Source organism: Telluria sp. LT2P34 (genome assembly GCF_059685915.1).
On the sequence record NZ_JCASIN010000010.1, the window covers coordinates 18,015 to 35,286 of the forward strand.

The 17,272-nt window shown below is 65.3% G+C and carries 12 protein-coding genes; 8 read left to right on the forward strand and 4 right to left on the reverse strand.

Annotation, left to right across the window (positions count from 1 at the left end; translation table 11 throughout):
* Positions 1-48: 48 nt before the first annotated feature.
* The 3 genes from AC56KZ_RS19280 to AC56KZ_RS19290 form a co-directional block, all read right to left on the reverse strand.
* The gene (locus tag AC56KZ_RS19280) at positions 49-510 is read right to left on the reverse strand and encodes a hypothetical protein (RefSeq protein WP_497163803.1); all 462 of its coding nucleotides are present in this window, start codon (positions 508-510) and stop codon (positions 49-51) included.
* Between the two features lie 138 nt (positions 511-648).
* Positions 649-2,598: a metallophosphoesterase family protein gene (locus tag AC56KZ_RS19285; protein WP_497163869.1), complete on the reverse strand. Its 1,950-nt coding sequence runs from the start codon at positions 2,596-2,598 to the stop codon at positions 649-651.
* Positions 2,599-2,707: 109 nt separating this feature from the next.
* Positions 2,708-3,259 (reverse strand): hypothetical protein, encoded by a 552-nt coding sequence (locus AC56KZ_RS19290; protein WP_497163804.1) that lies wholly within the window; start codon positions 3,257-3,259, stop codon positions 2,708-2,710.
* Positions 3,260-3,481: 222 nt separating this feature from the next.
* Between AC56KZ_RS19290 and astC the strand changes: the two genes are divergently transcribed.
* The 7 genes from astC to AC56KZ_RS19325 all read left to right on the forward strand — a co-directional run bounded on the left by astC (position 3,482) and on the right by AC56KZ_RS19325 (position 15,650).
* Positions 3,482-4,726: an acetylornithine/succinylornithine family transaminase gene (astC, locus tag AC56KZ_RS19295; RefSeq protein ID WP_497163805.1), complete on the forward strand. Its 1,245-nt coding sequence runs from the start codon at positions 3,482-3,484 to the stop codon at positions 4,724-4,726.
* A gap of 82 nt (positions 4,727-4,808) precedes the next feature.
* Positions 4,809-5,846, forward strand: coding sequence for an arginine N-succinyltransferase (locus AC56KZ_RS19300; protein WP_497163806.1), 1,038 nt, complete (start codon positions 4,809-4,811; stop codon positions 5,844-5,846).
* 10 nt (positions 5,847-5,856) lie between these two features.
* Positions 5,857-6,888 (forward strand): arginine N-succinyltransferase, encoded by a 1,032-nt coding sequence (gene astA, locus AC56KZ_RS19305; RefSeq protein WP_497163807.1) that lies wholly within the window; start codon positions 5,857-5,859, stop codon positions 6,886-6,888.
* Positions 6,881-8,362, forward strand: coding sequence for a succinylglutamate-semialdehyde dehydrogenase (astD, locus tag AC56KZ_RS19310; protein ID WP_497163808.1), 1,482 nt, complete (start codon positions 6,881-6,883; stop codon positions 8,360-8,362). Before astA ends, astD begins: the two co-directional genes overlap by 8 nt.
* A gap of 1 nt (position 8,363) precedes the next feature.
* On the forward strand, positions 8,364-9,707 hold the full coding sequence (gene astB, locus AC56KZ_RS19315; protein WP_497163809.1) for an N-succinylarginine dihydrolase: 1,344 nt from the start codon (positions 8,364-8,366) through the stop codon (positions 9,705-9,707).
* Positions 9,708-9,953: 246 nt separating this feature from the next.
* Positions 9,954-14,648 carry an NAD-glutamate dehydrogenase domain-containing protein gene (locus AC56KZ_RS19320; RefSeq protein WP_497163810.1) on the forward strand — a complete coding sequence of 1,565 codons (4,695 nt, stop codon included), beginning with the start codon at positions 9,954-9,956 and terminating at the stop codon, positions 14,646-14,648.
* Positions 14,649-14,651: 3 nt separating this feature from the next.
* The gene (locus tag AC56KZ_RS19325) at positions 14,652-15,650 is read left to right on the forward strand and encodes a succinylglutamate desuccinylase (protein WP_497163811.1); all 999 of its coding nucleotides are present in this window, start codon (positions 14,652-14,654) and stop codon (positions 15,648-15,650) included.
* A 64-nt stretch (positions 15,651-15,714) separates the two neighbouring features.
* Here AC56KZ_RS19325 and AC56KZ_RS19330 read toward each other — a convergent pair whose 3' ends face one another.
* On the reverse strand, positions 15,715-16,299 hold the full coding sequence (locus AC56KZ_RS19330) for a putative glycolipid-binding domain-containing protein (RefSeq protein WP_497163812.1): 585 nt from the start codon (positions 16,297-16,299) through the stop codon (positions 15,715-15,717).
* Between the two features lie 166 nt (positions 16,300-16,465).
* Between AC56KZ_RS19330 and AC56KZ_RS19335 the strand changes: the two genes are divergently transcribed.
* Complete coding sequence (locus tag AC56KZ_RS19335; protein WP_497163813.1) at positions 16,466-17,233, forward strand: class I SAM-dependent methyltransferase; 768 nt, start codon at positions 16,466-16,468, stop codon at positions 17,231-17,233.
* Positions 17,234-17,272: the final 39 nt, after the last annotated feature.

Consider the following 17,272-nt stretch of genomic DNA (forward strand, 5'->3'; position numbering starts at 1 on the left):
TCGGTGCATGGCCCTGCCGCGATGAAGCGGCAGGGTCGATGTTTCAGGCTACCAGTCGCGCCGGCGCTCCAGCCGCTCGGCGACCAGCGCGGTGACGACGGCCTGCAGCACGTGCACAGCCCAGCGCTCGCCGGCCTTGCGCGGGCCGGCCTTGACTTCGCCCTCGGTGATGCCGAGTACTGGCGCGATGCCGGCAATGTTGACGGCGTACAGCGCAGTGCCGTACAGCGTGCCCAGCGCGACCGGCGACAGGTTCGGCGCCCACTCGCGCAGCGTCGGCAGGGCGGCGCCGAAAGCGGCTGACGCGCCCAGGTGATTGACGAATTCAACGGCGCTGGTGCCAGTGTCCCCAATGAGCTCGCGCGATCCCGTCGTGCGGTCGATCCAGTCCACCGCGTCGCGGTCCAGCGTCTTGGTCAGGAGCCCGCTCTTGCGGCCCGCCACCATGAACGCTGTCGTGACCAAGCCGGCGATCACGCCTCCCAACATCGCTGCTTTGTACTTTTCCATAATGCTCCGATCGAAACGGTAAGTGATGGACGCACCCTGCCGAGGGCCTGACGTCCGTTTGTGATTTCACGATACGTCGGTAGCAGGAAGGGAACAGTACGGTGCTGCACATATCGCGCAATGGCCGGGTCGCGGGCCTCAGCGATACCGGCGCTGCTCGGCAGGCGCCGCAACGGACGCTTCCGGCTCCGGCGCCAGGAAGCGCGTCGACGGCTGGCCGTCGGCGTTGTGCTGCATGATGCGCACTGGCCGTCCTTGCGCGTCGAGCCATACCTGGCCGATGCCGGCGCCGTTCCAGACACGTTCGCCTTGCCGGCGTGCGTCAGGCAGATAGGGTGTCAAGGCCAGGTCGCGGCGCTTGGTGAACCAGTTCAGCGGCGAGCGCGGAGAATACAGCCAGCGGTTGAGGCGATCGAGCCAGTCCAGCAGGCGGCGCGGGAACTCGTTCTTGATGCCGCTGCTGGTGATCTGCCAGACATGCGGCGTGCGCTCGCAGTCGCCCACCTCGCGCACCTCGACATCGTAGGCGAACGAGTAGTGCACGTCGCCCGACAGCAGCACGTAATTGCCCGGGGTGCGCGAATGGCTGAAGATATTCAGCATGCTGCTCGCTGCGCCCCGGTGCGCCATCCAGTTCTCGGCGTCGACGGTCAAAGCCAGGCCGGCGAAGGTCGCGATCCTTTGAATCACCTCGATCAGCTTGACCCCGAACATCGGCGTCGACGAGACGATGACAGCGGCCGTTTCGTCCAGCAGCTCGTGCTGCAGCTCGGTCAGCGATTCCCAATCCATCAGGCCCGAAGGGTGGCCGGGCCGGCGCCGGTTGCGCCAGCGCCGGGTGCGGGTGTCGAGGACGATGATCGTGGGCGTCGTCCGCAAGACGAAATGCCACTGGCGGAACGACCGCAGGCGTTCGATCAGCGCGTCCTGCCTTGGTGCGTCGAGCCGGGCGTCGCCAGCGGCCGTCGCGGCCAGCGCCGCCATCTCGTCCAGCGCCGCCGCGAATACCTCGGGGCGGTTGCCCCAGCCCTGGCACAGCATGTAGGCGATCAGCGCATTGCCGACAATGCGTCGCGAGAACGGGTGCTCGTAGACGGTGGTTTCCCACTTGGCCGACAGGTTCCAGTCGTCGGTGATGTCATGGTCGTCGAAGATCATCAGCGTCTGCACATGCGCCAGCAGGCGCGCGGCGGCCGGCAGATCGCGACAAAAACCCGCGATCGCCTTTGACTCGCGTTCCCAGCGCTCCCCATGCCTGGGCTCCAGCACCGGCGGCGGCGCACCGGCCACCAGTTGCCACGGCACCGGCGACCAGACCAGCAGGTACATCGCCATCACTTCGGCCAGCGTCACCAGGTGGTTGTGCGCATTCGCCGTCGTAAAGATCGGCTTTTCGCTGCCGCCGAAGAAGCGGTCGCGCAGCGCATCGTTCGACTTGAACGAAGGCAGCAGCTCGACGCGCCGGTAGTAACTGGCCTGGTGGCTGTACAAGGCCTCGCTGTCGGCGACCACTGCCCCTTCCAGGCATTCGCCATACAGGCCCAAACGCCGGATCAGCGCATGGATCGCCGCCAGCATCGGGCCTGCCACATCGTCCGCATACACCTGGTCGCCGCACATGATGAGCATCGCGGGCCGCTCGTCGGCCCGTTCAAGGTGCTCGGCGATCAAGGCATCGCCGCGCGCCAGGCCGTCCCGCACCGGATGATGCGGCTTGCGGCAGGAGCCATACAGGATATTGTCGCTGCGGCTGCGCAGCACCAGGCTCAAACGCGCCGCGCCGTCATGCAGCAGGTGCGGCGCCCACTGTGCGATGCCCGCCTGTTTGCCATCGCCCGATGTGACGAGGAGGTCGTACTCGATGAGTGTGTCCTGCGGCAGCGGCTCGGGCAGCGCGACATCGATCAGGTGCAGGAAGGCGTGGCGGCCGATGGGGATCGCACGGCAGCTGCCCGCGTCCAGCAGTATGCGCCGGGGCGTGCTCGCCTTCGGCGCCAGCACCAGCGTCAGCTCGAGCGGCGCGCTGCCGACCAGCCATAGCACCAGCCGGCCCGGCTCGAGGCGGCGCAGGATGGGGCCGGCAAGCACGGGCAGGCCCTCGGGGGCGGGAGGCTGGATCAATCGGGGCGCTAGGCTGGGTTGAGGAACAAATGAGTGTAGCAGAGAGGCCAGGAGGGCTTGAGCACGCCCTGGCCTACTAATCCTGCTGTGTCTTGCAGCCCGTGACAAAAATCCAGCGTATGCGCGCACTGCGTTGGTAATGAGCAGGCAACTGCGCGTTTGGATTGTTCATGACGCGTTCCGGCATTTCTGCATTCGTCATGTAACTGATCCCGCAGCGGTTTGCTGGTATTAGCACAAGGCTTAAACCAGGGCCGATTTCGCGACGGAGTGAGCGATTTGCACGAAACAGTTTTTGTACACTATCGCCGACCTGTGAACCGTCTCGAGTCCTCAGGCCACGACGCATGAGTGAGATTCGCCAGATCTTGCCATCGAAGATTTCTGCGTCGACTGGAATGCCCCCAACCCTTGCTGTCAAACGCTCGTATCGCTCGCCATTTTCATCTTCTTCCCATTGTCGAGAGATAAGGCGCTTTCCTGTGAGGGGCGGCGGCTCTCGCCCGATGATGAGGTCAGCGATCCCTCGCCCATCCACTATCGGCTCGCTGGCGTGGCAGCTTACCGCGACCATAAACACGGAGAGCGCAAGAAAGCTTCTTGGTAATAAGTTCACTTGACGCTTCATAGAAGCATTTTATTCGGAAAGTGACTTTTGTTTAGTATGCGTTTGTGCCTTAGCCCCATGCTGCGCGTATTGGCAATGTCACTACTCTTGAGGCCGGGGCCGTCAAAAATGAAAATCCCCGTCGCAGTTCTGCAAGAACTTGCCACCCCGTCTTCCTATAATGATCAGGTTCGGCGTCCGCCTCCCGGCGCGCCAGTCACTAACGTGGATGAGGAAAAAGTCATGAATGCAAAGCTCGAATCGGGTGTCACAACGCGGCCTGTCACTCGGCAGACCTTCGACGAAGTCCTCGTCCCGACCTACGCGCCGGCGGCCATGGTGCCGGTCAAGGCGGCGGGCCTGAGTGTGTGGGACCAGGAGGGCAAGCACTACCTCGACTTCACCTCGGGCATCGCCGTGTCCAGCCTCGGGCACTGCCACCCGGTGCTGGTCGACGCCATGACGAAACAGATCAACACCCTCTGGCACCTCGGTAATGGCTACACCAACGAGCCGGTGCTGCGCCTGGCCTCGACCCTGGTCGAAGCGACGTTTGCCGACCGCGCCTTCTTCTGCAACTCGGGCGCGGAAGCGAACGAAGCGGCCCTGAAACTGGCGCGCAAGTACGCGCACACCAAGTTTGGCCCGCACAAGTCGCGCATCGTGTCCTGCCTGTCGTCCTTCCACGGCCGTACCCTGTTCACCGTGTCGGTCGGCGGCCAGCCGAAGTACACCGAAGGCTTCGAGCCGCTGCCGCAGGAAATCGGTCACATCCCGTACAACGACATCGAGGCGGCGCGCGCCGCCATCCTAGATGACGTGGCGGCAGTGATCGTCGAGCCGATCCAGGGCGAGGGCGGCGTGATCCCGGGCGACCACGACTTCCTCGTCGCGCTGCGCGAACTGTGCGACAAGACCGGCGCGCTGCTGATTTTCGATGAAGTGCAGTCCGGCGTGGGCCGCACCGGCGCCCTGTATGCCTACATGAATACCTCAGTGATCCCGGACATCCTGACCAGCGCCAAGGCGCTCGGCAACGGCTATCCGATCGGCGCCATGCTCACCACCGAGGACATCGCCCAGCATTTCAACGTCGGCTCGCACGGCACCACCTACGGCGGCAATCCGCTGGCGGCGAGCATCGCGCTGAACGTGGTCGACATGATCAACCAGCCGGCCTTTTTGGCGCGCGTGAACGAAGCGAGCACCAAGGTCTTCGCCAACCTGGAAAAGCTCACTGCCGAATTCCCCCAGCTGTTCGGCAAGGCGCGTGGCATGGGTCTTCTCATCGGCCTGCCGCTGGCCGATGGCTTTAAAGGCCGCGCCAAGGACATCACCAAGATCGCCGAGAAGATGGGGCTGATGCTGCTGATCGCCGGTCCGGATGTCATTCGCATGGCGCCGGCGCTGATCGTCAGCGACGAGCAGATCATGGAAGCGGACCGCATCCTGCGCGCCGCGATCGCGGAATTCCTGGCCGCCGCCTGACGCTGCCCGCCTTTCCATTGCACCCGGCCCGCGCAGCGTCGCGGGCCGTGGTTCGTTCGCAGCGTAGTGACTTGGAGTCCATATGTATGTAGTCCGTCCGGTAGAACTGAGGGATGTCGAGGCGCTGGTGACGCTGGCGGCCGTGATGACGCCCGGCGTGCACACGCTGCCGCGCACGCGCGAAACGATCGCCCCCTTCGTCGAGCTGTCCGTGGCTTCGTTTGCGGCGCAGGTCGACATTCCGAGCGAAGAGTCCTACCTGTTCGTGCTGGAAGACACGGCAACGGGCGAGGTCGTCGGCACCGCCGCGGTCCATGCATCGGCCGGCTCGAACGGCACCTATTTCGCGTTCCGCAACGACGTCATCCAGCAGGTCTCGCGCGACCTGAACATCTGCCACAGCGTGCATGCGCTGACGCTGTGCTCGGAGCTGACGGCCTGCTCGCAGCTGGCCGGTTTTCATTTGCGCGACCGCGAGCATGCCGGCATCGAGGCCGCGCTGCTGTCGCGTGCGCGCCTGCTGTATGCGGTGATGGCGCCGAACCGCTTCGGCGACCGCTTCTTCGTGCCGCTGGCCGGCGTTACCGATGCCGATGGCGAATCGCCGTTCTGGAATGCGCTGGGCCGCAAGTTCTTCAAGATGGATTTTCTGGACGCCGAACGCGTCATCGGCGGTACCCGCAACCGCACCATGATCGTCGAGCTGATGCCGCACTATCCGGTCTACGTGCCGCTGCTGCCGGGCGACGCCCAGGCGGCGATGGGCCAGATCCATCCGAGCGGCGAACTCGCCTTCAACCTGCTGACCGAAGAAGGCTTCGAAGCGGACGAATATGTCGACATCTTCGACGGCGGCCCGATCCTGGCGGCGCACAGGCACGCGCTGCGCTCGTTCTGTGGCTCGCAGCAGCGCAAGGTAGCGTCAAGAGCCGACACCACGCGCGAGGGTAACAGCGACCATCTCGTCACCTATGCGGTGGCGACCAACGCCGAGCGCTTCCGCGCCATCACCGTGGCCTGCCCGCCCTGCGACACCTCCGACGCCATCTGCCTGCCGCTCGCGGCGCAGGAAGCGCTGGGCGTGCAGCCGGGCGATCTCGTTACCTGCGTCAGAATCTGAAAGAGGCACCATGCTCGTCATTCGCTCTATTGCCGCTACAGACCTCGATCCGCTGATCGAGATGGCCCATCAGGTCGGCGGCGGCATGACCACCCTGAAGCCCGACCGCAAGATGCTGGGCGACCGCGTCGACTGCGCGGTGGCCTCCTTCGCCGGCACCATCCCGCCGGAAGAGCGCGACTACATGTTCGTGATGGAAGACACCGAGAACGGCCAGCTGGCCGGCATCTGCGCCATCAAGGGCGCGGTCGGTCTCACCGAACCGTTCTACAACTACCGGATCGGCACCCTGGTTCATTCCAGCCGCGAGCTGAACGTGTTCTCGCGCATGGAGACCCTGTACCTGTCGAACGACCTGACCGGCGCGACCGAACTGTGCTCGCTGTTCCTGCGGCCGGACTACCGCAAGGGCTACAACGGCAAGTGGCTCTCGAAAAGCCGGTTTCTCTTCATCGCCCAGTTCCAGCAGCTGTTCACCGAAAAGATCATCGCCGAGATGCGCGGCTACCTGCTGGAAGACGGCACCAGCCCCTTCTATGAAGGCCTGGGCCGCCACTTCTTCAAGATGGACTTCAACCACGTCGACGGCCTGACCGCGATCGGCAAGAAATCCTTCATCGCCGAACTGATGCCGCGCCAGCCGCTGTATGTCGACTACCTGCCGGAGTCGGCGCGCGAAGTGATCGGGCAGGTGCACCGTTCGACGCTGCCGGCGCGCAAACTGCTCGAGCAGGAAGGCATGCATTACGAAGGTTATGTCGATATCTTCGATGCCGGCCCGGTGCTGCAGGGGCGTGTAAAGGAGCTGCGTTCGGTGCGCGACAGCGTGCTGCGCGTGGCCGCCGAAGGGCGCCCGGAAGGCGAGACCGAGGCGCTGCTGGTGTCGAACACGAAGCTCGAAGATTTCCGGATGGTGCTGGCGCAGACCACGATCGACGGCGCCCGCATCGCCCTGTCGGCGCAGGAACTGGCGCTGCTGCATGTCCAGCCGGGCGATCCGCTGCGCATGCTGACTCTCAACGTAAGGAAGAACAATGGCTAATCTGTCGAACTACATCAACGGCGAATGGTCTGCTGGCAGTGGCGCGGAACTGGTCACGATCGACCCGTCCAGCGGCCGCCAGACCTGGAGCAGCAAGCAATCCACGGCGGACGACGTCGCCCGCGCCGCGCAAGCCGCGCACGATGCTTTTGAGGCCTGGGCGCTGCGCCCGCTGGAAGAGCGCATCGCCGTGTGCACGCGCTATCGCGACCTGCTGAAGGAGCACGCCGAAGAACTGGCGGCGATTATCGCCGAGGAAGTCGGTAAGCCTTTGTGGGAAGCGCGCACGGAAGCCGCCACCATGGCGAATAAAGTCGACATCTCGGTGCAGGCCTATGGCGCGCGCACCGGCGAGACGGCAGCGAAGGTCGCCGACGGCAATGCCGTGCTGCGCCATCGCCCGCACGGCGTATTCGGCGTGTTCGGCCCGTATAACTTCCCCGGCCACCTGCCGAACGGGCATATCGTGCCGGCCCTGATCGCCGGGAACACGGTGGTGTTCAAGCCGAGCGAGTACGCGCCGCGCACCGCCGTGAAAACCGTGCAGCTGTGGGAGCAGGCCGGCTTGCCGCCCGGCGTGCTGAACCTGGTGAACGGTGGCCGCGACACCGGCATCGCCCTTGGCCAGAACGCGCTGATCGACGGCGTGCTGTTTACCGGCAGCAGCCAGACCGGCGCCGCCCTGCATAAACAGTTCGGCGGCCAGCCGGGCAAGATGCTGGCGCTGGAAATGGGCGGTAATAACCCGCTCGTGGTCTGGGATTTGCAGGATGACGCGAAAGCCATCGACGCCGCCGTGCACCATGCCGTGATGTCGGCCTTTGTCTCGGCCGGCCAGCGCTGCACCTGCGCGCGCCGCCTGGTGGTGCAGGACGACGCCATGGGCCAGAAATTCATCGAGCGCCTGGTCGATGTCGCCTCGCGCTTGCAGGTCGGCGCCTCGACCGCCGAGCCGCAGCCCTTCATGGGGCCGGTCGTCTCGAGTGCCGTGGCCGCGCGCCTGGTGCAGGCGCAGGCCGAGATGGCGGCCAAGGGCGGCAAGGTGCTGCTGCAGATGCGCCAGCTCGACCCGAACGCCGGTTTCGTCACGGCCGGCATCGTCGACGTGACCGATGCGAAAGGCATCCCCGACGAAGAATGGTTCGGCCCGCTGCTGCAGGTGATCCGTGTAAAAAGTTTCGACGAAGCCGTGCGCGCCGCGAACGCCACCGAATTCGGCCTGGCTGCCGCACTGCTGTCGCCTTCGGAAGAGTTGTGGAAGCGCTTTGCGATCAAGGCGCGCGCCGGCATCGTCAACTGGAACCGTCCGACGACCGGTGCGGCCAGTTCGGCGCCGTTTGGCGGCGTCGGCAAATCGGGCAACCATCGCCCGAGCGCCTATTACGCCGCGGATTACTGCGCCTATCCGGTCGCCTCGATCGAGACGTCTGAACTTGAAATGCCGGCAAAACTGTCGCCAGGATTGGTGTTTTAAGATGCGTAACGCTCGCGAATACAATTTCGATGGTCTGGTCGGGCCCTCGCACAACTACGCCGGACTTTCGTTCGGCAACGTCGCCTCGTTCAGCAATGTGCGCAGCGCTTCGAACCCGCGCCTGGCCGCGCTGCAGGGCCTGGCCAAGATGCGCGACCTGGCCGCGCGCGGCTTCGCCCAGGCCGTGATGCCGCCGCAGGCGCGTCCGAACTTCCGCCTGCTGCGCAGCCTGGGCTTTTCGGGAACGGATGCCGACGTGCTGGCGCAAGCCTGGCGCGACGCCCCGGTGATCCTGTCCTGCGCCTGGTCGGCCGCGCCGATGTGGACCGCGAACGCGGCGACCGTCAGTCCTTCGGCCGACACCCGCGACGGCCGCGTGCACTTCACGGCCGCGAACCTGAACAACAAGCTGCATCGCTCGGAAGAACATGTGCAGACCACGCGTACGCTGCGCGCGATTTTTGCGGACCACGAGCACTTCGTGGTGCACGATCCGCTGCCGTCGACGCCGGCTTTTGGCGACGAGGGCGCGGCCAACCACACGCGCTTTGCCGCCGACCACGGCGCGGCGGGTGTCGAGTTCTTTGTCTACGGCCGGGTCGAGTTCGATCCGTCGGCGCCGTTTCCGAAAAAATACCCGGCGCGCCAAACCCTGGAAGCGTCGCAGGCCGTGGCCCGCCTGCACGGCCTGGACCCTGCGCGCACCGTGTTCGCGGCGCAGAATCCGGACGTGATCGACCAGGGCGTGTTCCATAACGACGTGATCGCAGTCGGCAACGGCAACGTCTTGTTTTATCATGAGCAGGCTTTTGCCGACGAGGCCTCGACCATCGATGCGCTGCGCCGCTCGGTCGCCGCCGTTGGCGCCGAGTTCATGCCGCTGCGCGTCGACGGCGCCATGGTGCCGGTGGCGGACGCGGTGGCGAGCTACCTGTTCAACAGCCAGCTGCTCTCAAAAGACGACGGCAAGATGGCGCTGCTGGTGCCGCACGAGTGCCGCGAGAACGTGGCGGTGGCGAACTACCTGGCCGGGCTGGTGGCCAGCGGCGGCCCGGTCGACGAGCTGCTCGAATTCGACCTGCGCCAGAGCATGCGCAATGGCGGCGGCCCCGCCTGCCTGCGCCTGCGCGTGGCCCTGACCGACGAACAGGCCGCAGCCCTGCACGGCGGCGTCATCATGAACGAGACGCTGCATGCGCAGCTGGTAGAGTGGGTCGAGCGCCATTACCGCGACCGGGTTGAGCCGAAGGATCTGGCGGACCCGCAGCTGGCGATTGAATGCATGACGGCGCTGGAGGCCTTGGAGCGGATTCTTGGTTTGCCGGGGCTGTACGATTTTAGTTAATTCACACCGCGTGGAGTCCTGACTCCACGCCATACAACAGTAAAAAAGAAGACGGCGCTGACAAAGCGCCCGCAGCGTTAAAGAGCGCGGTGCACGAAGCACCGCATGTGAAGCACAGCCGTAACGCTTCCGGGACAAGGAAGCCAGAGACTTGGACGGGCCAACCCCGTCCATCAAACGCCGGTCCGCGCAAAGCCACAAGCCGGAGCGCCGACGGGCGACAACATTAGCTTTTGGAGAAGCACAATGAACTACATGACGCAAGATTTGCGTACCCAGACCCTCGCACTGGTGACCAGCCAGCCTGCAGCCGGCGCCCCGGACCAGGTCCGTGACCTGATCAGCGCCTGGCTCGGCGCGCTCGACGAGGAAGACCTGGCCGGCACCACGCCCGAAGCCCTGGCCCCTGTCCTGTGGGACGGCTTCACGCAAGTCGCCAAGCGCACCGGTCCTGGCTGCCAGATCGCGCAGATGCGCTACCTTGACGCCAAGGGCAACAAGGACACGGCGCTGCTGATCCTGAACGAAGACATGCCTTATCTGGTCGATTCCTTCGTCATGGCGCTGCGCAAGGAGCGCGTCACCGCCGCCGGCGTCATGAACGCCGTGCTGCCGGTGCAACGCGATGGCAATGGTGTCGTCACCAGCGTCGGCGACCCTGGTGCGCCGCTGGAGTCGGTCGTGCTGGTGCTGATGAACGACGAACTGACTTTCGATGAACTCGACAAGCTGACCGCGCGCATCCGCATGGTCGCGAACGACGCTGCCGTCGTCCACCGCGACGCCGTCGCCATGGGCGACCGCATGACCGCAGTCGCCGCCGCGGCTGCCGCGAACGGCACCCCGGCCGGCCAGGAAGTGGCCGCCTTCCTCGAGTGGGCCAGGAACGAAGGCTACGAGCCCTTCGGTTATGCCTACTACACCGTGCAGCCCGGCCAGACCGAGCTGGCGCGCGATGTCCAGAGCCGCATCGGCGTGCTGAAGGACACCACGCATCCGGTGTACGGCACCTGCCTGGCCAACATCCCGGGCGAACTGAGTACCCTCTCAAGCCGTGCCGAGACCCTGTCGATCGTCAAGGCCGACGTCGAGGGCACGCTGCACCGCGACCAGCCGCTCGACTTCATCGGCGTGCGCAATACCGACGCACAAGGCAACATCCTCGGCGAGCACTGCTTCGTGGGCCTGTTCACCCGTGCCGCCACCTCGACCCCGCTGGCGCGCCTGCCGTTCGCGCGTGGCCGCGTGGCCAAGGTGCTGAGCCTGGCCGGCGTGCGCCAGGAAGGCTTCCGCGCCGAGAAATTCCTCGAGATCCTGGAATCCCTGCCGCGCACCGAAACCGTGGAAGCCGATCCGGAGTGGCTTGCAAAAGTGTGCAGCTCGGTGGTGTCGCTGTACAAGCAGCCGCGCGCGAAAGTGTTCGCCCGCCGCGACGTCTATGGCCGCCACATGAACGCGTTGGTCTACCTGCCGCGCGAGCGCTACAGCGCGTCCATGGCCGCTTCCCTGGCCCAGGCCATGAAGGACAGCACCGGCGCCCATGACGTGCGCTACTTCACTCTGGTGGCCGACGGCCCGCTGGCCCGCGTCTACCTGATCGCCCACGGCGCCCGCAAGGAACTCGACCTGGAAAAAGACGTGCAGCAGCCGTTGATGTCGGTGTTGGACGACTGGCATGAGCGCTTCAACACGCTTACCAACGACATGCAGGACACGACCCTGCGCAGCAGCCTGCGCAAGCTGGTGTCGACCCTGCCGGTCAACTACATCGGCGCGACCGAACCCTCGGTGGCCTTCCGCGACCTGCAGGTCATCATGCAGAACGAGCGCACGAATCGCGTCTCGGCGCGCATCGAAGCTGGCGACGCCGGCACCGCGTCGGTGCGCCTGTACTCGGACGAGACCGTGCCGCCGCTGTCGCGCATCCTGCCGGCCCTGCATAACGCCGGCGTCGCGATCGACCGCGAACAGACCTACCGCATCACCACCGCCGACGGCGGCCGCCACTACGTGACGGCGCTGGCGGTCGATGCCGAATCGGCCGCCAAGCTGGCCAAGCCGGGCATCGTGGGCGTGGCCGAAGAACTGTTCGCCGCGCTGTTCAACGACGAAGCCGAAGACGGCCGCATGAACGGCCTGTCGATCGAAGGCGGCTTGAGCATGCGCGAAGTGCAGCTGGTGCGCGCCTACATCAGCTACTGGCGCCAGCTCGGCTCGAAGTTCTCGGTGCGCTACATGGCCGAGACGCTGCGCTCGCAGCCGGCATTGGTAAAAGAATTCGTCACCGCCTTCCTGCAGCGCTTCAACCCGGCCCTGGCCGAGTCCGAGCGTGCGGCGGGCACCGCCAAGCTGGCCTCGCTCAAAGCCGGCCTGTCGAGCGTGAACCACGCCGATACCGAAGAAATCATGTCCGCGCTGGTCGAGCTGGCGCAGGCAACGGTCCGCACCAACTACTTCCAGAACGACGGTGAAAAGATCATCTTCAAGTTCGACACCAGCAACCTGTCGCTGGCGCCGGAGCCGCGTCCTTACCGCGAGATCTACGTGTTCTCGCGCCGCTTCGAAGGCGTGCACCTGCGCGGCGGCCCGGTCGCCCGCGGCGGCCTGCGCTGGTCGGACCGCATGGAAGACTACCGTACCGAAGTCCTGGGCCTGGTGAAGGCGCAGATGGTGAAGAACGCCGTCATCGTGCCGGCCGGCTCGAAGGGCGGCTTTGTCTGCAAGCAGATGCCGAAGGACGCCGCACGTGAAGTCGTGGCGGCCGAAGGCGAGGGCGTCTATCGCCTGTTCATCGCCAGCCTGCTGGAAGTGACCGACAACCGCGTGCGCGGCGCCATCGTCGCGCCGGAATCGACCGTGCGTTACGACCAGGACGATCCTTACCTGGTTGTCGCCGCCGACAAGGGCACCGCAACCTTCTCCGACATCGCCAACGGCATTGCGGTGCAGCGCGGCTTCTGGCTGGGCGACGCCTTTGCCTCGGGCGGCTCGAACGGCTACGACCACAAGAAGATGGGCATTACCGCCAAGGGCGCTTTCGAAGCAGTCAAGCGCCACTTCTACGAAATCGGCCACGACATGAGCACGATGCCGATCACGATGGTCGGCGTGGGCGACATGTCGGGCGACGTGTTCGGCAACGGCGTGCTGCTGTCGCGCCAGCTGAAAGTGCTGGCCGCCTTCGACCACCGCCACATCTTCCTGGATCCGGCGCCCGACGTCGCGACCTCGTTCGCCGAGCGCCAGCGCATGTTCGCGCTGCCACGCTCCTCGTGGGAAGACTACAACAAGGACCTGATCTCGGCAGGCGGCGGCGTATTCCCGCGTTCTGCCCGTTCGATCGACTTGAGTCCTCAAGTCCGTTCTGCCCTCGCCATCGAGGAAACCGCGCTGTCTCCGGAAGAGCTGATGCACCGCATCCTGCTGGCCCCGGTCGACCTGTTCTACAACGGCGGCATCGGCACGTATATCAAGTCTTCAAACGAAACCCACGCCCAGGTGAAGGACCGCGCGAATGACCGCATCCGCGTCGACGGCAACGAACTGCGCTGCAAGGTGGTGTCCGAAGGCGGCAACCTGGGCGCGACCCAGGCCGGCCGTATCGAGTTCGCCCTGAATGGCGGCCGCATCTTCACCGACGCGATCGACAACTCGGCCGGCGTGGACTGCTCGGACCACGAAGTCAATATCAAGATCTGGCTCGACACCGAAGTCAATGCCGGCAAGCTGCCTGAAGCCGACCGTAACCGCGTCCTGAACGACATGACCGGCGACGTCGAGGACCTGGTCCTGCGCGACAACACCCAGCAGACCCACCTGATCACGCGCGAAGTGCAGGCGCAGACCAACCCGTCGATCGTCGACAGCTATGCTGCCCTGATCACCAGCCTGGAAAGCGAAGGCGCGGTGTCGCGCGAGCTGGAACAGCTGCCGCTGGACAGCGAACTGCAACGCCGCAAAGCCCTGGGCATGGGCCTGACCGCGCCTGAACTGGCGGTCGTCATCGCCAACGTCAAGAACCGCTTCAAGCGCGTCCTGGCGGCCCTGCCTTTGATCGACGAGCCATGGGCCGATACGGTCTTGCGTCCTTACTTCCCGGCCCAACTGGTCGCCACCCGCGACCCGCTGGACCACCCGCTGGCCAACGCCATCCTGGCCACCGTGCTGGCCAACGAGGCGGTCAACCGCTGCGGCCCGCTGATGATCCGCGACCTGGCCGCCGAGCACCGCGTCGACGAAGCGGAAGTCGTCAAGGCCTGGGGCCGTGCCTGGGCCGCGCTGAACCTGGCGCCGGTCTTCGACGCCCTCGACGCCGATGCCTTGACCGTGCCGCGTGAAGTGTCGATCGCGGTCGATGCGCGCACCCGTGCGCTGCTGCGCGCCGTGATCGAAGGCGTGCTGTCGCTGCCGCAGGGCGCCGATGGCATGGACGAGCTGAAGTCCTTGTTCGCGAATGGCGAGCAGGTGCGCCAGCTGATGCCGGCCAAATCCGAAGCCGACGGCCATGCTGGGCTGAACGCGAGCTTCGTGCAGGCCTGGAAGACGGTCGAGACGGTCGAGTCGCTGGCCACCTTCCTGTTCGCCGCGGTATCGGTCCAGCGTCCAGCGGGCATGTCGCTGGCCGAGTTCCTGCAGGTCGGCATGGCGCTGCGCGAGCGCGCCGGCATCGACACGCTCGAGCGTGGCCTGAAGCTGCCGCCGCAGAGCAAGTCGCAGGAACAGCTGCGCAACTACGCGATGCAGGCACTGCGCCGCACCCAGCAGCGACTGCTGCTGCAGGTGATCGAGCGTGCCGGCAGCGGCGACGCGCTGGCGGCGGTGAATACCCTGACCGGGGAAATGGGCTTGAAGGGCTACGCGCCAATCACCGACCTCGAACAGGCCATGCTGGACGTCTGGTCGCTGTCGGAAGGCGTCAATCCCGAGCGCCTGGCGGCCTAAGTCATGAGCGCACCCGTGATTCCGGTTGTGCCTGATGCGGTGCGCGCGCTGGCCGAAGCCGATTTCGGCACGGTTGCGCAGCGTTTCGAGGCTGCCGGCTTGGTGGTCGGGATGCCCTATAAAGGCATCCTGACGGTGAAGGGCGCGCAGCCGGACATCTCGCGTCCGGCGGTGCTGCTGTCGGTGGGCGTGCATGGTGACGAGACCGGGCCGATCGAAATGGTCGCGCACGTGATCGAGTCGCTGTCGCGCACACCTGGCGACTTGCTGGTGGACCTGATGCTCTGCGTCGGCAACATCGACGCCATCGCCGCCGGCAAGCGCTTCATCGACGCCGACCTGAACCGCATGTTCAGGCCGCAGCGCGGTTCGCTGGCCGGGACCGCGGAAAGCGCGCGTGCCGACGAGCTGATCGCCGCGACCGACGCCTTTTTCGCTGACACCGGGCCGGTGCGCTGGCACCTCGACCTGCACACGGCGATCCGCGCCTCGCACTATCCGATGTTCGCGATCGTGCCGGACATCGTCGCCGACGAAGTCCAGGCGATGCTGATCGATTGGCTGGGGCAGGCGGCGATCGGCGCCATCGTCATGAACCCGAAATCGGCCGGCACCTACAGTTATTACTCGGCCGAGCACCACGGCGCCGCCGGCAGCACCGTGGAACTGGGACGGGTCGGTGCGCTGGGGCAGAACAACCTGGCCCAGTTTGCCGACGCGTCGAACGCGCTCGCCGGCCTGCTGCGCGGCGCGCATGCGGGCAGCAAGACCGTGCCGCACGTGTACAAGGTGGCCCAGGAGATCATCAAATCGTCCGACGATTTCAAGATGGGCTTCAGCCGCGACACCCCCAACTTCGCCTCGCTCAAGCGCGGCGACGTGATCGCCACCGACGGGGAGACGGTGTACACCGTCTTCCATGAAGAGGAGATGGTGGTGTTTCCGAATCCGGATGTGCGGGTCGGATTGCGTGCCGGCTTGATGGTGGTGCGTGTAAAGTGAAGTAGAGAAGCCGCGGATTCCGCGGCTTTTTCGTAGTGGCACCGCGTGGGCTCAGGAGCCCACCCTACGAACCCCCGCCGACACGGATAAAGAGATTTGGGTAGTCGAGGACGACTAATTCATCATCGACCTCCAGCTCGGCTCGAAATCCACTGCCATCCAGGCTTTCAAAGAGATACACGCCATCCTTCAAGCGCGTGTACGCCTGAGGCTTCGCTTCCACCGTCAGTTCCGGAGCGCAGACCCATGCCATCCGATACTCCCGCCTTTCGTTGATGCCGAGGCGAGTTCGCCAAAGAGGCAGGCTGTTCGTCAGCGGAGTTGGCCAGATGTCGATATCGATGCAGCCGTCGAGCTCAGGAAGCTCGTCTCCGTGAGCGTGCCGCCAGTGCCCGTTCCCGTCGGACCGCAGGCGCAGTAGCCGCTTCTCCTCACCTTCCTGAACCTCCAGGTCCGCTTCTCGTATCCGGCCCTGGTCATCCCACGCGAGGCGATAGATCAGCCGGAAGGGCGTTCCAGCTTCAGTGAAGGCGAGCAGTATGCTGTCGGCCCCGCGCTCGGTCAAAACGACGTTTTCCAGTCCCGGGCCTGTTGAATTGGGATTCCAGATAGCGGACCAGCAGACAGTTCGAGGCGTTTTACGCAGCATGCGCCCTCCGGTGTGGGGTGCGGAGCGACCAGATTATCCGGCAGGTCGTGCCGAACGATTCCGCCGAATGTTCCTTAATAAAGTCAACGCAGCTACACTGATCGTTCCCATTCACGGCAAGCCTGCCGATGCTGTTGCAGGCAGCGACTTCTTACGGAAACCGACCATGCACCGCACCCGCTCCCGCAATTGCCGCACCCACCGTACGCGACCCATGCTGCTGGCCTGCCTGTCGGCGCTGACGCTGCTGTCATCGGCCAGTATCGATGCCGTGGCACAGGCAGCGACCGCCGAAACGCGCTATGAGCGGATCGTACCCAGCCCGGATGGCATCGGCAAGCGCTACATGGGCCGCGAGATCTCCGGCGTGATGGGATGGGAGGGCGCGCAATGGCTCGAGCGCGAAAGCCGCGCACGCGAGGAACGGCCGGAATTGCTTATTCGGGAACTGGCCTTGGCGCCCGGCATGACGGTGGCCGACATCGGCGCCGGCACCGGCTACTACACCTGGCAGCTGGCGAAACAGGTCGGGCCCGGCGGCCGTGTGTATGCAGTCGACGTGCAGCCGGAAATGATCCGCATGCTCGACAGCCAGATGGCAAAGCGCGGCGTGCGCAACGTCGTCTCGGTGCTGGGCAGCGAAACCGCCGTCAAACTGCCGCCGGCCAGCGTCGACCTGGCAATCATGGTCGATGTCTATCACGAGCTCGCCTATCCCGCGGAAGTCCTCGACAGCCTCGTCCGCGCCCTGAAGCCGGGCGGGCGCGTGGTCTTCGTTGAATATCGCGCCGAGGATCCGGCAGTCGCGATCAAGCCGCTGCACAAGATGAGCCAGCAGCAGATACGGCGTGAAGCCACGGCGCCTGGCCTGAAATGGGAACGCAGCATCGAGTCGCTGCCGATCCAGCATGCGATCGTGTTCAGGAAGCCCTGAGCGCGGATTTTCTTGCCCTTGCTATCGATGAGTAGCGGC

Bases quoted from the DNA above. Each gene is read 5' to 3' on its own strand.
- astA (WP_497163807.1), top strand. From the start codon at position 5,857: ATGCTCGTCATTCGCTCTATTGCCGCTACAGACCTCGATCCGCTGATC.
- astC (WP_497163805.1), top strand. From the start codon at position 3,482: ATGAATGCAAAGCTCGAATCGGGTGTCACAACGCGGCCTGTCACTCGG.
- AC56KZ_RS19320 (WP_497163810.1), top strand. From the start codon at position 9,954: ATGAACTACATGACGCAAGATTTGCGTACCCAGACCCTCGCACTGGTG.
- AC56KZ_RS19335 (WP_497163813.1), top strand. From the start codon at position 16,466: ATGCACCGCACCCGCTCCCGCAATTGCCGCACCCACCGTACGCGACCC.
- astD (WP_497163808.1), top strand. From the start codon at position 6,881: ATGGCTAATCTGTCGAACTACATCAACGGCGAATGGTCTGCTGGCAGT.
- AC56KZ_RS19290 (WP_497163804.1), bottom strand. From the start codon at position 3,259: ATGAAGCGTCAAGTGAACTTATTACCAAGAAGCTTTCTTGCGCTCTCC.
- astB (WP_497163809.1), top strand. From the start codon at position 8,364: ATGCGTAACGCTCGCGAATACAATTTCGATGGTCTGGTCGGGCCCTCG.
- AC56KZ_RS19330 (WP_497163812.1), bottom strand. From the start codon at position 16,299: ATGCTGCGTAAAACGCCTCGAACTGTCTGCTGGTCCGCTATCTGGAAT.
- AC56KZ_RS19325 (WP_497163811.1), top strand. From the start codon at position 14,652: ATGAGCGCACCCGTGATTCCGGTTGTGCCTGATGCGGTGCGCGCGCTG.
- AC56KZ_RS19300 (WP_497163806.1), top strand. From the start codon at position 4,809: ATGTATGTAGTCCGTCCGGTAGAACTGAGGGATGTCGAGGCGCTGGTG.
- AC56KZ_RS19280 (WP_497163803.1), bottom strand. From the start codon at position 510: ATGGAAAAGTACAAAGCAGCGATGTTGGGAGGCGTGATCGCCGGCTTG.